The 13948-nt window shown below is 72.4% G+C and carries 12 protein-coding genes; 3 read left to right on the forward strand and 9 right to left on the reverse strand.

The genetic code is table 11. The features are described 5' to 3' along the window. Positions 1 to 130: 130 nt before the first annotated feature. Positions 131 to 1474 carry a UDP-glucose dehydrogenase family protein gene (locus tag BGK67_RS14820; protein ID WP_069920534.1) on the forward strand — a complete coding sequence of 448 codons (1344 nt, stop codon included), beginning with the start codon at positions 131 to 133 and terminating at the stop codon, positions 1472 to 1474. A 201-nt stretch (positions 1475 to 1675) separates the two neighbouring features. On the opposite strand, the gene BGK67_RS14825 is transcribed toward BGK67_RS14820, so the two are convergent. The 4 genes from BGK67_RS14825 to BGK67_RS14840 form a co-directional block, all read right to left on the reverse strand. Beyond that, a complete protein-coding gene (locus BGK67_RS14825) occupies positions 1676 to 2740 on the reverse strand; it encodes a dipeptidase (RefSeq protein WP_069920535.1) in 1065 nt (354 codons plus the stop codon). A 120-nt stretch (positions 2741 to 2860) separates the two neighbouring features. After that, the gene (locus BGK67_RS14830; protein ID WP_069920536.1) at positions 2861 to 4054 is read right to left on the reverse strand and encodes a dipeptidase; all 1194 of its coding nucleotides are present in this window, start codon (positions 4052 to 4054) and stop codon (positions 2861 to 2863) included. Then, positions 4051 to 4587, reverse strand: a complete 537-nt coding sequence (gene purE / locus BGK67_RS14835) for a 5-(carboxyamino)imidazole ribonucleotide mutase (RefSeq protein WP_069920537.1) — start codon at positions 4585 to 4587, stop codon at positions 4051 to 4053. The genes BGK67_RS14830 and purE overlap by 4 nt, the downstream gene beginning before the upstream one ends. Then, entirely contained in the window at positions 4584 to 5723 is a 1140-nt protein-coding gene (locus tag BGK67_RS14840) for a 5-(carboxyamino)imidazole ribonucleotide synthase (protein WP_079154189.1), read from the reverse strand. Before BGK67_RS14840 ends, purE begins: the two co-directional genes overlap by 4 nt. 190 nt (positions 5724 to 5913) lie before the next feature. Here BGK67_RS14840 and BGK67_RS14845 point away from each other — a divergent pair, with 190 nt between their 5' ends. Further along, the gene (locus BGK67_RS14845) at positions 5914 to 6456 is read left to right on the forward strand and encodes a GtrA family protein (RefSeq protein ID WP_079154190.1); all 543 of its coding nucleotides are present in this window, start codon (positions 5914 to 5916) and stop codon (positions 6454 to 6456) included. Positions 6457 to 6468: 12 nt separating this feature from the next. On the opposite strand, the gene BGK67_RS14850 is transcribed toward BGK67_RS14845, so the two are convergent. Continuing rightward, positions 6469 to 7734 (reverse strand): ATP-binding protein, encoded by a 1266-nt coding sequence (locus BGK67_RS14850; protein WP_069920539.1) that lies wholly within the window; start codon positions 7732 to 7734, stop codon positions 6469 to 6471. A 13-nt stretch (positions 7735 to 7747) separates the two neighbouring features. Continuing rightward, positions 7748 to 8425 carry a response regulator transcription factor gene (locus tag BGK67_RS14855; RefSeq protein WP_069920540.1) on the reverse strand — a complete coding sequence of 226 codons (678 nt, stop codon included), beginning with the start codon at positions 8423 to 8425 and terminating at the stop codon, positions 7748 to 7750. Between the two features lie 495 nt (positions 8426 to 8920). Here BGK67_RS14855 and BGK67_RS14860 point away from each other — a divergent pair, with 495 nt between their 5' ends. Next, positions 8921 to 10438 (forward strand): peptide MFS transporter, encoded by a 1518-nt coding sequence (locus BGK67_RS14860; RefSeq protein ID WP_069920541.1) that lies wholly within the window; start codon positions 8921 to 8923, stop codon positions 10436 to 10438. Positions 10439 to 10535: 97 nt separating this feature from the next. Here BGK67_RS14860 and BGK67_RS14865 read toward each other — a convergent pair whose 3' ends face one another. The 3 genes from BGK67_RS14865 to BGK67_RS14875 are packed head-to-tail and all read right to left on the reverse strand — an operon-like array spanning position 10536 to position 13932. Further along, positions 10536 to 11822 (reverse strand): hypothetical protein, encoded by a 1287-nt coding sequence (locus BGK67_RS14865; protein ID WP_244291210.1) that lies wholly within the window; start codon positions 11820 to 11822, stop codon positions 10536 to 10538. Next, positions 11819 to 12913, reverse strand: coding sequence for a hypothetical protein (locus BGK67_RS14870; RefSeq protein ID WP_069920543.1), 1095 nt, complete (start codon positions 12911 to 12913; stop codon positions 11819 to 11821). Before BGK67_RS14870 ends, BGK67_RS14865 begins: the two co-directional genes overlap by 4 nt. Beyond that, a complete protein-coding gene (locus BGK67_RS14875) occupies positions 12910 to 13932 on the reverse strand; it encodes a COG1470 family protein (RefSeq protein WP_069920544.1) in 1023 nt (340 codons plus the stop codon). The genes BGK67_RS14870 and BGK67_RS14875 overlap by 4 nt, the downstream gene beginning before the upstream one ends. Between the last annotated feature and the right edge of the window lie 16 nt (positions 13933 to 13948).

The following is a 13948-nucleotide window of genomic DNA, read 5'->3' on the forward strand; positions in this document are numbered from 1 at the left end:
CGGTACGGACGGCCCACGTGAGTTGCGTGACAGAGGGGTCACCTACTGGAGAACGTCCCCCGCGACCGGCCCGACTATGCTCAGTGGCCGCGAACGGCCCGCCGCACCCCAGCAACTGTACGGAGCACCCATGGCCCCCCTCAGGATCACTGTGATCGGCACCGGTTACCTCGGTGCCACGCACGCCGCTGCGATGGCGGAGCTGGGGTTCGAGGTGCTGGGGCTGGACGTGGTGCCCGAGAAGATCGAGATGCTGGCCTCGGGCCGGGTGCCGATGTACGAGCCCGGGCTGGAGGAGCTGCTGTCCGCGCACGTGGCCGGGCTGCCGGGGTCCTCCGGGAGGCTGCGGTTCACCACCTCCTGGGAGGAGGTCGGCGCGTTCGGCGACGTGCACTTCGTGTGCGTGAACACTCCGCAGAAGCACGGCGAGTACGCGTGTGACATGTCCTACGTCGACTCCGCCATGGCCTCGCTGGCCCCGCACCTGACGCGGCCGGTGCTGGTGGTCGGCAAGTCCACCGTGCCGGTGGGCTCGGCGCAGCGGCTGGCGGCGAAGCTCGAGGAGCTGGCGCCGGCGGGCGCGGACGTGGAGCTGGCGTGGAACCCGGAGTTCCTGCGGGAGGGCTTCGCGGTGCAGGACACCCTGCACCCCGACCGGATCGTGATCGGCGTGCAGGGCGAGCGGGGCGAGAAGCTGCTGCGGGAGGTGTACGAGACGCCGATGTCGGAGGGGACCCCGCTGGTGGTCACCGACTTCCCGACCGCCGAGCTGGTGAAGACCGCCGCGAACTCCTTCCTGGCGACCAAGATCTCCTTCATCAACGCCATGGCGGAGGTGTGCGAGGCCGCGGGCGGCGACGTGGTCAGGCTGGCGGAGGCCATCGGCTACGACGACCGGATCGGCGCGAAGTTCCTGCGGGCCGGGATCGGCTTCGGCGGGGGCTGCCTGCCGAAGGACATCCGCGCCTTCATGGCGCGGGCCGGCGAGCTGGGGGCCGACCAGGCGCTGACCTTCCTGCGGGAGGTCGACTCGATCAACATGCGGCGGCGCGGGCACATGGTGGAGCTGGCACGGGACGCCGTCGGCGGATCGTTCCTCGGCAAGCGGGTCGCGGTGCTCGGCGCCACCTTCAAGCCGGACTCCGACGACGTCCGGGACTCGCCCGCGCTGAACGTCGCCGGGCAGATCCACCTCCAGGGCGGGCAGGTCACCGTCTACGACCCCAAGGGCATGGACAACGCGCGGCGCCTCTTCCCGACGCTGGGGTACGCGGACTCCGCGGTGGAGGCGGCTCGGGGCGCGGAGGTCGTCCTCCACCTCACCGAGTGGCGCGAGTTCCGCGAGCTGGACCCGGCGGAGCTGGGCCGGGTCGTCACCGACCGGCTGATCCTGGACGGGCGCAATGCCCTCGCACCTGCGGTGTGGCGGGCCGCCGGCTGGACCTATCGGGCGATGGGCCGCCCGCACGCCTAGCCCTCCGGCCGGGCGGGCGGAGGCGGCCGGGGTGTGGCCGCCGCGCGGGGGGCGTGCCGCCGCGTTGCCGTGCGGCGCCGTTGCCGGGCTGCGCCCCGGACCCCGCGCCTCGAACGCCGGCGGGGCCGGCGGGGAAGGCCCCGCTGCCGGGGCTCCGCCCCGGGCCCCCGTGCCTCAACGCCGGCAGGGCCGGATCGGCCGTCAGAAGGGCGTGGGCGCGGGGCGGCGGTGGTGGGCCGCTCGGGCGGTGAATTCCGCGTCGCGAAGGACCCGTTGGGCGTTGCCCCAGGTCAGGAGGGCCAGGTCGGCCTCCGGCCAGCCTCGGTCCAGGAGTTCCGCGATCAGGCGGGGATAGCCCGAGGGGTCCGTCAGGCCCGTGGGGCGGGGGTCGCCCGGTTCCGTGCCGAAGGCGGCGCCCAGGCCGACGCAGTGCGGGCCGGCGACGGCCCGGACGTGGTCGATGTGGTCCGCCACCGCGTGCAGGGAGTCCCCGGTCCGGGCGGTGTCGAAAGTGATCATCGCCAGGCCGTTCGCCTCCCGCAGGGCCAGCAGGACCTCGTCGGTCACGTTCGCCGGATGGGGGTTCAGGGCCGCGGCCGCGGTGTTCGAGATGATCACCGGGGACTTCGAGGCCGCCGCGATCCGGCGGGCCGTCGACGACGCGCACCCGGTCAGGTCCAGCACGATGCCCAGCCGGTTCGCCTCCTGGACCACCTCGTGGCCGAAGGGCTCCAGGTCGTGCCGGGCCCAGGGCGCTCCCGCCGGCGCGAGGATCCGTACGCCCAGCGCGTGGAAGGCGTGCAGGGCGCTCAGCGAGTCGGTCAGCGTACGGCCCGGCACCGGCCCGAGGAAGCAGGCGATGCGGCCCCGGTTGCGGGCGTCCGCCATGTCGTCGGCGGTCAGGGCGAGGCACAGGCTGTCGGGGTAGCGGCGCACCAGGGCCAGGGCCACGTCGATCTGTTCCAGGGTGTCGGAGACCACCTGGTCGTCGGCGGCCTCGCCGGGGGTGAGCAGGGACCAGAACTGGGCGCCCACTCCCCCGGCGCGCAGCCGCGGGATGTCGGTGTCGATACCGGCGTCGGGCGTGTCGATGTCGTGGTACGGCATCTGGCGCAGGGTCCAGACGAGGGTGTTGCACCCGTCCGCGACGGGATGTGCGGACAGCAGCGCGGCGGCCCGCTCCAGGGCGCTGGTCACCGCTGGGGCGGCGGGAGGGTCTTCCGCCCCGATGCCCACGGAGTGGGGTTCATCCTGCAGGTCGGCCATGGCGTTCGCTCCGGTCTCGGCGGCAGCAGGGAGAGATGCTGCCACCGTGACACGCCGCACGCCCGGGTCGCCCGGCAGGTGTGGCAAACGGGTGTGACCCGCAGGTCACACCCGTTGCCCCTACTGGCCCGACCAGCCGATCACCGCGTTGGACGGGCCCCGGGACGCCGACAGCTCCCGCGCGACCGCCTCCGCGTCGCGCAGCACCCGTACCGCGTTCGACCAGGTCAGCTTGGCAAGGTCGGCCTTCGACCAGCCGCGCGTGAGGAGCTCCGCGATCAGGTTCGGGTAGCCCGCCACGTCGTCCAGCCCGGACGGGGTGAAGGCCGTGCCGTCGTAGTCCCCGCCGATGCCGATGTGGTCGATCCCCGCCACCTCGCGCATGTGGTCCAGGTGGTCGGCGACGGTGGCGGCCGTGGCCACCGGGCGCGGGCGCGCCGCCTCGAAGGCCCGGTGCAGGGCCATCGCCTCGGGCGTGGTGTCCAGGTGGTGCCGGCCGTGCGCCCGCAGGTTCTCGTCCGCGGCCAGCGTCCACTCGACGGCGGCGGGGAGGATGAACTTCGGGACGAAGGTGGCCATCGCCACCCCGCCGTTGGCCGGGAGCCGCTCCAGCACGTCGTCGGGGACGTTGCGCGGGTGGTCGCACACCGCGCGGGCCGAGGAGTGCGAGAAGACCACCGGCGCGACCGTGGCGTCCAGGGCGTCGCGCATCGTCGTGGCGGCCACGTGCGAGAGGTCCACCAGCATGCCCACGCGGTTCATCTCGCGGACGACCTCGCGGCCGAAGTCCGTCAGGCCGCCGTGCCGGGGCTCGTCGGTCGCCGAATCCGCCCAGTCGATGGTGTCGTTGTGCGTGAGGGTCATGTACCGCACGCCCAGCCGGTGCAGGGCGCGCAGGGTGGCGAGCGAGTTGTTGATGGAGTGGCCGCCCTCGGCTCCCATCAGCGAGGCGATCCGGCCCTGGGCGCGGGCCGCCTCCATGTCGTCCGCGGACAGCGCCCGCACCAGGTCGGCGGGGTAACGGCTGATCAGCTGGTCGACCGCGTCCACCTGTTCCAGCGTGGCGCTGACGGCCTCGTCGCCGGTCAGCTCGGTGCTCACGTACACGGACCAGAACTGCGCGCCGACCCCGCCGGCCCGCAGCCGCGGAATGTCGGTGTGCAGGTACGCCGACTGGTCGCCGGCGATGTCCCGGCGGTCCAGGTCGTAGCGGACCTGCTTGCGCAGCGCCCAGGGCAGGTCGTTGTGACCGTCCACGACGGGGTGCTCGGCCAGCAGCTCGCGCGCCTCGTCCAGGCGCTGCGCCGCGCTCACTTGCCGAAACCGAAGGAGTCCGCGCCGGCGACCTTCGTCCGCAGCCGCTTGCCCTTCTCCGTGGCCTGGTCGTTCAGCTCCTGCTGGAAGTCGCGCATCCGGGCCAGCAGCTCCGTGTCGTGGGCGGCGAGCATCCGCACGGCCAGCAGCCCGGCGTTGCGCGCCCCGGCGACCGAGACGGTGGCGACGGGGACCCCGGCGGGCATCTGGACGATCGACAGCAGCGAGTCCATGCCGTCGAGGTACTTCAGCGGCACCGGGACGCCGATGACCGGCAGCGGGGTGACCGAGGCGAGCATGCCGGGCAGGTGGGCGGCTCCGCCGGCGCCCGCGATGATCGCCTTGAGGCCGCGGCCGGCGGCCTGCTCCCCGTACGCGACCATCTCGCGCGGCATCCGGTGCGCGGAGACGACGTCGACCTCGTAGGGGATCTCGAACTCGTCCAGGGCCTGGGCGGCGGCCTCCATGACCGGCCAGTCCGAGTCGGACCCCATGACGATGCCGACGACGGGGCCTGCGGCGGACGTGCTCATTGCGTCACCGTTCCTCTGAGGTAGTCGGCAGCGTGGCGTGCGCGCTCCAGCACGTCGTCCAGGTCGTCGCCGTAGGTGTTGACGTGGCCGACCTTGCGGCCGGGCTTCACGTCCTTGCCGTACATGTGGATCTTCAGCTGCGGGTCGTGGGCCATGCAGTGCAGGTACGCCGCGTACATGTCGGGGTAGTCCCCGCCCAGCACGTTCGCCATGACCGTCCACGTGGCGCGGGGGCGCGGGTCGCCCAGCGGAAGGTCCAGGACCGCCCGTACGTGGTTGGCGAACTGGGAGGTGACGGCCCCGTCCTGGGTCCAGTGGCCGCTGTTGTGCGGGCGCATGGCCAGTTCGTTGACGAGGATGCGGCCGTCGGTGGTCTCGAACAGCTCCACGGCCAGGTGGCCGGTCACGTCGAGCTCCTTGGCGATGCGCAGGGCCAGGGCCTGGGCCTCGCCCGCCAGCGCCTCCGGGAGGTTCGGGGCGGGGGCGATCACCGTGTCGCAGACCCCGTCCACCTGGCGGGACTCCACGACGGGGTAGGCGACGGCCTGGCCGTGCGGGGAGCGGACGATGTTCGCCGCGAGTTCGCGGGCGAAATCGACCTTCTCCTCCGCGAGGACCGGGACGCCCGCCCTGAAGGGCGCCTGGGCGTCCTGGGGGGTGCGGACGAACCACACGCCCTTGCCGTCGTACCCGCCGCGCACCGTCTTCAGGATGACCGGGAAGCCGCCCACCTCGTCCGCGAAGGCCGCCACGTCCGCCGGATCGCTCACGATCCGGTGGCGGGGGCTCGGCGCGCCGATCTCGTCGAGCTTGGCGCGCATCACCCCCTTGTCCTGGGCGTGCACCAGCGCGTCGGGCCCCGGGCGGACGGGTACGCCGTCCGCTTCCAGGGCCCTGAGGTGCTCGGTGGGCACGTGCTCGTGATCGAAGGTGATCACGTCGCAGCCGCGCGCGAAGGCGCGCAGCGTATCCAGGTCGCGATAGTCGCCGATGACGACATCGCTCACGACCTGGGCCGCCGAGTCCTGTGGGGTGTCACTGAGGATCTTGAATTTGATTCCGAGGGGGATGCCCGCCTCGTGGGTCATGCGGGCGAGCTGTCCGCCGCCGACCATGCCGACTACCGGGAACGTCACACCTCCAGGGTATCCGGCGGTATTCCGCCATCCGGACGGGCCCCTGGCGCGGACCCGCCGGTGTGCCGTGCGTCGCACGGTGTCGGAAGGCACAGACGGACCGTGGGGGCGACACTTAACATGTGGGGGTTGACGGAGAACAGCGGACGCCCCCGTGCGGGGCGGTGACCGACAGGGACTGACCATTCAGATGAGCACGCCGGGGAACGGATCTGTTCTCGAACGCGTACGCGGTCTCGTGCGGGAGGTCGCCAAGTTCGGGGCGGTCGGCGGTCTGGGTGTGCTGGTCAACCTGGGTGTCTTCAACCTGATCCGGCACACGACCGACCTCCAGGTGGTGCGCGCGAGCGTGATAGCCACCGTGGTCGCCATCGCCACGAACTACCTCGGCTTCCGCTACTTCGCCTACCGGGACCGCGCCAAGAGCGGCCGGACCCGCGAGCTGACCCTGTTCGCCGCCTTCAGCGCGGTCGGCCTGGTCATCGAGAACGGCGTGCTGTACACGGCGACGTACGGCTTCGGATGGGACGGACCGGTCGCCACCAACGTCTTCAAGTTCATCGGCATCGGCACCGCGACCGTCTTCCGCTTCTGGTCGTACCGGACCTGGGTCTTCAAGGCCCTGCCGCCGGCCGCCGAGGTCGAGCCGATACCCGGGCCGGCTCCGCTGCCGAGGCCGGACCGCAGGCCCGAACCGCAGCCGGAGCCGGAACCCGCACCCGCCGCGAGCTGAGGCGCGGCCGGCCTAGCGGACCGTCTTCTCCGGCTCCGAGCGTTCCGGGGCCGTCCGGCTCAGGAACAGGGCGAAGACCGGCGGCTGGGCCTGGAGCAGTTCGAGGCGCCCGCCGTCCGCCTCGGCCAGGTCCCGGGCGACGGCCAGGCCGATGCCGGTGGAGTTGCGGCCGCTGATGGCCCGCTCGAAGATCCGGTTGCCGAGGTCCGGCGGGACGCCCGGCCCCTCGTCCGTGACCTCCAGCACCGCCTGGTTCCCGATCACCCGGGTGCGCAGGGCGACGGTGCCGCCGCCGTGCATCAGCGCGTTCTCCACCAGGGTGGCCAGCACCTGGGAGACCGCGCCCGGGGTGCCCACGGCCCGCACCCCCTGCTTGCCCGAGCGCACGATGGCGCGGCCGGCGCTGCGGTAGGCGGGCCGCCACTCCTCCACCTGCTGTTTGACGACCTCGTCGAGGTCGAAGGGGACCGCCGAGCCGGTCCGCGGGTCGCGCGAGTTCGTGAGCAGCCGCTGGACCACGTCCGTGAGCCGCTCCACCTGGGTGAGGGCGATGGTCGCCTCCTCCCGCACGGTCTCCAGGTCCTCGGTGACCGTGATCTCCTCCAGCCGCATCGACAGCGCGGTCAGCGGTGTGCGCAGCTGGTGGGAGGCGTCCGCGGCCAGCCGCCGCTCGGCGGTCAGCATCCGCCCGATCCGCTCGGCGCTGGAGTCCAGTACGTCCGCGACCCGGTCCAGCTCGGGCACCCCGTACCGCTTGTGCCGGGGCCGCGGGTCCCCCGATCCCAGGCGCTCGGCGGTCTCGGCGAGGTCGGTGAGCGGGGAGGCCAGCCGGTTGGCCTGCCGTACGGCGAGCAGTACGGCCGCCACGACGGCCAGCAGCGCGACGGCGCCGACCACCGCGAGCGTCCGCACGACCTCCTTGGTCACGGTGGAGCGGGCTTCCTCGACGACGACGAGCTCGCCCTGCTCCCCGCGTGCCGTGCCGCGGATGACATCCTCGTCGATCCGGTGGCCGACCTCCACGATGGCCTGCCCGGGGATGGTGATCGTGGCGTGGTGGCCGACGTCCAGCTGGTCGGACAGGGCCTGCGGGTCGACCTTCTCGCGCTCCAGGACGTCCGCCTCGACGATGCCGACCAGGCGCTGGGCCTCGTACTCGATGCGGTCCTGGGCGCTGCTGGTGATGGTCCGGGTCTCCACGATCACCAGGGAGACACCGAAGACGGCGATCACGACGAGCACGACGGCGAGCGTGGAGTTGATCAGGCGGCGGCGCATGGCGTGGAGCTGCTCAGCTCTTCTCGAAGCGGAATCCGACGCCCCGGACGGTGGCGATGTAGCGGGGATTGGCGGCGTCGTCACCCAGCTTCTTGCGCAGCCAGGAGATGTGCATGTCGAGGGTCTTGGTGGAGGACCACCAGGTGGTGTCCCAGACCTCGCGCATGAGCTGGTCGCGGGTGACGACCCGGCCGGCGTCGCGGACCAGCACGCGCAGCAGGTCGAACTCCTTGGCGGTGAGCTGGAGCTCCTCCTCGCCCATCCAGGCGCGGTGCGATTCGACGTCGATGCGCACGCCGTGGGTGGCGGGGGGCTGGGCGGTCTCCGCGGCGCCGCGCCGGAGCAGGGCCCGGACCCGGGCCAGCAGCTCGGCGAGGCGGAACGGCTTGGTCACGTAGTCGTCGGCGCCGGCGTCGAGGCCGACGACGGTGTCGACCTCGTCCGCGCGGGCGGTCAGGACCAGGATCGGGAAGCCGTGGCCCTCGGCGCGCAGCCGCCGGGCCACTTCGAGGCCGTCCATGCCCGGCAGCCCGAGGTCCAGGACCACCAGGTCCACGCCGCCCTGCAGTCCGGCGTCCAGGGCCGTGGGGCCGTCCTCCCGGACCTCGACCTCGTACCCCTCCCGGCGCAGGGCGCGGGCCAGGGGTTCCGAGATGGATGCGTCGTCCTCGGCGAGCAGTACACGCGTCATGTGGGTGATGGTAGTCCGAGGCGACTGGTTCGAGGGGGCCTCGGGAACGCCCCTGGCTATCTGGGCTTATGACCTACTGAACACCTTCGAATATGGTCGGACGGTTCCCTGGCGACCTGTGATCCATATCTCAAGTCCTTCCTTATGCGGCCCTGTCGTGTCGTATGGTGTCGAGACGCCTGATGCACTACCTCAGGGACCTTTGTGCCGAAAACCGCGCCCAAGGTCTCTATTTCTGTCCTGACCGGACGGGGCAGTCTTGACGGACTGACCTGTCCGGGCTTGATGACAGTGAATGACCTGTGGGCCGGGCCCGCCGCGCGAGGATGCGCGGCCGGGCGTGGATCCCGGTCACGGATGTCCCTTCGCCCCCGCACCCCACGGGGACGAGACCCCCGGGCGTGGGGTGGGACCTCCGCTGCCGGTGCCGGCCACCCCCCACCGGGCGCTGCTGGGCTCACGAAGCCACGCGTCCCGAGCAAGCAAGGATCGACCATGGCTTCCAGCCTGACGAAGGACTCGGCGGATCCGTCCACCGACAAGACCTTCTTCGGCCACCCCCGTGGCCTGGCCACGCTGTTCATGACCGAGATGTGGGAGCGCTTCTCCTACTACGGCATGCGCGCACTTCTCGTGTACTACCTGGTCTCGGGCGGCGCCGACGCCGCCACGGGCAGCCAGGGCGGCGGCCTTGCGATGACCGCGGCCACGACCACGGCCATCTACTCCGTGTACGTCTCCATGGTCTACCTGATGGCCATGCCGGGCGGATGGTTCGGCGACCGCGTCTGGGGTGCCCGCAAGACGGTCGCGATCGCCGGCTTCGTGATCATGGGTGGTCACCTGTCGCTGGCCCTTCCCGGCCAGGCGATGTTCTTCGTCGGTCTGATCCTGGTCGCGACCGGTTCCGGTCTGCTGAAGGCCAACATCTCCACGATGGTGGGCCACCTCTACGACGGCCCGGAGGACCCGCGCCGCGACGGTGGCTTCACGATCTTCTACATCGGCATCAACCTCGGCGCCTTCGTCGCCCCGTTCATCGTCGGAACGGTCGGCAAGGAGCACAACTGGCACCTGGGCTTCGCCCTCGCCGCCGTCGGCATGGGCCTGGGTCTCGCCCAGTTCCTGATCGGCACCAAGAACCTGAGCCCGAAGAGCAGCGAGGTCCCGAACCCGCTGACCCCCGAGGAGCGCACCGCGGTCATCCGCAAGGTCCTGCTCTGGGTCGCGGGCGTCGCGGTCTTCTACGGCGCCGTGGTCTGGCTGGGCTACTACACGCTGAACTGGGCCCTGATCCCGCTGACCCTGGCCGGTCTGATCATCCCGATCGCCGTCCTGACGCGGATCAAGCGCGACAAGGACCTGTCGGGCTCCGAGCAGTCGAAGATGACCGCGTACATCTGGTTCTTCATCGCCGCGGCCGTCTTCTGGATGATCTACGACCAGGGTGGCTCCACGCTGTCCCTGTTCGCCGACTCCAAGACCGCCGACACCATCTTCGGCCTCGGTTTCTCGGCCACCTGGTACCAGTCGCTGAACCCGCTGTTCGTGATGGGCCTGGCCCCGGTCTTCGCCTGGCTGTGGCTGTGGCTGGCCCGCAAGAACCAGGAGCCGAACACCATCGTGAAGTTCGCGATGGGCCTGGTCCTGGTCGGCGCCTCGTTCTTCGTCTTCATCGTCCCGATGAACATGGCGGGCGACGGCACCATGGTCTCCCCCATGTGGCTCGTCTCGATCTACATGATCCAGACCATCGGTGAGCTGTGCCTCTCCCCGGTCGGCCTCTCGGTCACCACCAAGATGGCGCCGCAGAAGTACGCGTCGCAGATGATGGGCGTCTGGTTCCTCGCGGTCACCGCCGGTGACTGCACGACCAGCCTGCTCTCGATCGCCGGTGTGGACCTGAACGGCACCTGGGTGATCGGCTTCGAGGCCGCCGCCGCGGTGCTCGCGGGCTTCGCGATCTACTCGTACCGCAAGAAGGTCCAGTCGATGATGGGCTCCGTGCACTGACGCACCCCCTCGCCACGTGAGCGGCCCGGCACACCGGAAGGTGTGCCGGGCCGCTTTCGCGTGCGCCCGGGCGGGTGCGCGCGCCTGGAGAGCCGGCCTACCGCGTGCCGCGCAGGCGGCGCCACGGGGTGAGGGTGAACACCGCGCCGCCGAGCAGGATGACCGTGCCGGCGACCAGGGCCAGGGCCTTGATCCCGCCCTCGTCCTCGGCGCCGGTGTCGGCGAGCCCGCCCGGCCCGCCGCTGGTGGCGCCTGTGGTGGAGGGCGAGCCGGAGCCGCCCGCCTGGGCGGTGGTGTCCAGCTCCAGCGAGACGCCGCTGCTCGTCGCCTTGCAGGGCACGTTGATCGGCGTGGAGCCCGGGGCCATCGTGACGTCGATGGTCAGCTGGTCCGGGCTCAGCGTCACCTTGCCGGTCTTGCCCGGCTTGTAGGTGCCGGTCATGTCGTTGAGGCTGACCGGGGCCTTGTCCGGGATCGGCTCCGCGTTGGCCGGGCCGGCGACCTTGACCGTTCCGCTGTCCGCGCCGCCGAGTTTGACGTTCATCGAGGGCTTGAGGGCCCCCGCGGGCAGGGCCATGGGCGCGGCCATCGCGCCCTTCGCCGTCTTGACGGTCAGGTCGTAGCCGCCGCCGTTCTTCTTCGCGTTGATCGTGACCGGGGTCTTGATGCCCCCGGGGACGACCGGGCCGCAGTCGAAGGCGACCTCGACGGCCTTGCCCGGGAAGTCGGTCTGGCCGCCGCCCCCGCCGCTGGTGGTGCCTCCGTTGGTCGTCCCGCCGTTGGTCGTGCCTCCGTTGGTCGTCCCGCCGTTGGTCGTGCCTCCGTTGGTCGTCCCGCCGCTGGAGCCGGCCGCCACGTCGATGGTCGCCCCGCCCTTCACCTCGCCGGTCGGCGCGCACTTGGTGACGAAGGTGCCGAAGGAGAACGTGACGGCGACCTCGTACTTGCCGGGGGTCAGGGTGATCTTGCCGGCCTTGGTCAGCTTCAGCTTGGCCTTCATGGGCGACATGACCATGGGGGCCTTCTTCGGGATCGGCGGGTTCTTCTTCTCCCCGACGACCTTCAGCTCCGTCCCGCCGCCCACCGCGATCCAGCCGGTGGGCTGTACGGAGTCCTGCGGGATGTCCATCAGGTCGGTGTTGTTCGATGCGGGCTTGACGGTCTCCCAGACCACCTCGACCTCGTCACCGACCTTGGCCGTGGCGGGGGCCGTGATCTTGGCGGTGGTCTCGCCCTCCACCGGGTCGCCTCCGCCGGCCGGCGGAACGCACTTGACCTTGAACGTGGCCTCGGCGGCCACCGCGGGAGAAGCCGATATGGCGATACCCGCGCCGCCGAGCAGCAGCGCGACCACGGCCGCGCTCACCCTCCGTTGGGTCTTCACGAATGTCCCTTCGTCGTCGAACGGTTCTCAGACGGTGCGGACGTCTGCGGTGCTGTCTCCGGCGCGCTGTCCGGGGTGAACCACGGCAGGACCGCCGTGGTGGTCTCGGGGGGTCCCGCCGGCGGTTCGGCTGCCGCGCGCGCGGATCCCCGTACGGCGGGGATCCTCGGCAGGCGGGCCGTCACGGCGGCCGCCGCCTCCGGGACGCGGGCGCCGCGGTGGCGGCCGGCGGGCGCGGCGCGCGGCCGGACCCGGTCGACGACGGCCATGCCCAGGCGGAACACGGCGGCGGGGACGACCAGCAGGAGCAGGCCCCAGAACAGCGGGACCCCGTACGGCCGGTCCACGCCCCAGGGCTGGGTGGCCAGGACGGTCTCGCCGTACTTGAGGGAGACCGTGTAGTCGCCGTGGGCGCCCGCGGTCAGGGCCACGTCCAGGGCGATCTCCGCCTTGCCGCCGGGTGCGATCGTGCCCTTCCAGCGGACCTCCTCCCACAGCGGCGCGAACACCCCGTGGGCGGTGCCGAGCTGGAAGACGGGGTCCTTGACGGGCGCGGAGCCGAGGTTGCCGACGGTGACCTTGAACCTGCGGCTGGGCGGGGCGCCGAACCAGGTCAGCACCCCGTCGTCGCCCTCCAGGCGGACCCCGGTGAGCATCGCGAGGCGGGCCGTGCCGGACGCGGCGGGCAGTTCGGCCACCGGATGGTCGCTGATCTTCAGCGCGGCGGCGACGGTGGACTGGTCCCCGTTGACGGAGGCCACATTGACCACGCAGGGGCAGGGCTTGGGCGGTGCCACCACCGGCAGCTGCGCGGCGAAGCGCCCGTCCTCGCCGACGGACACGGCCACGCCGTCGGCGTTGGCGCAGCTGTTGGTGCCGCCGATCATGTTCTGCCCGCAGACCAGCAGCATCACCAGGGTCTTGGCCCGCCAGCCGGTGCCGGTGACGGTGAGCTCGGTGCCCTTGGCGGCCTCCTGGAGGGAGAGCGCCACGGCCGCCTTGCCCTCGTCGGCCGCGGCCGGGGGCGCCGGGAACAGGGCCAGCGCGCACACGGCCAGGCCGGCGGCGAGCAGCGCTCCGAGTCTTCTCACCGGGAAGCTCCCGTCAGTTCGTGGTCCGGTGCGGGGACAGGTCCGGCCGCGGGCGGCGCGTCGTGCGCCGGGTCCGGGCGGGGCCGGCGGGCGCGTACGAGGTACAGCGCGGCCGCGGCGGCCCCGCCGAGGGCGAGCAGGCCGGCCCCCGTCCAGCCGACCAGGTTCCACGGCACGAGCCAGCGCGATCCGGAGGCCGCCGCGCGGGCGCCGCCGGGCGCGGTGACGGTGAGGGTGACGTCCACCCGGTCCAGGAGCGGGGCTCCGGGCCACGGTTCGGTCAGCTCCACCCGCTGGCCGGGGAGCAGCTCCACGGGCAGCGCGCGGCCGGTGCGGCCGGGCACCTCGCCGAAGAGGCCCTCGCCCGCGAGGTCCAGTTCGGGCGCGAGGGCCACGTTGCCGCGGTTGACCAGGGTGTAGGAGACGACGGCGGCCGAACCCCTGCCCCGTACGGCGACGTCCTCGACCGTGAGCGCGGCCAGGGTGGGGCCGCTGACCCGCAGGTGGATGCGTACGCCGACCTCGTGGCCGCCCTCGGCGGCGACGACGGCGGCGGGGTGGTCGCCGGGCGGGGAGGCGGGCGGCACGGTGAGCGTGAAGGGGACGACCGCGCGGGTGCGGGGCGGGATCTTCACGGTGGCGCCGGCCCCGAAGCTGATCCAGGACCCGGCGCCGGTCCCGCCGCCCTGCGAGCGGCCTCCGGCCGCGGGCTCGGCCGGACGGACCGCGAAGGCGCCGTCGGCGGTGTTGTAGGCGTCGGCCCCGCGCAGGGTGATGGTGCGCTCCCGGTCGGTGGTGTTGGCCAGGGCCAGGCGGTCCTCGAGGACGTTGCCGGGGATCCCGGAGAGGTAGAAGAAGGGGCGGTCGCCCCCGGGCCGGGCGGCGGCGGCCGGTCCGGCGAGGGGCTCGGCGGTCCAGCCGGGCTCTTCGGCCGCCGCGGGCGTCGCGGCGGCCGCGTACAGCGCGGCGGCCGCGAGGAGCGGCACCCCGAGCCGGCGGAGCGTGGGGAGCACGGGCATGGGCGGGGGTGCTCCG

This window comes from Streptomyces subrutilus, from assembly GCF_001746425.1.
Classification (GTDB): Bacteria; Actinomycetota; Actinomycetes; order Streptomycetales; family Streptomycetaceae; genus Streptomyces; species Streptomyces subrutilus_A.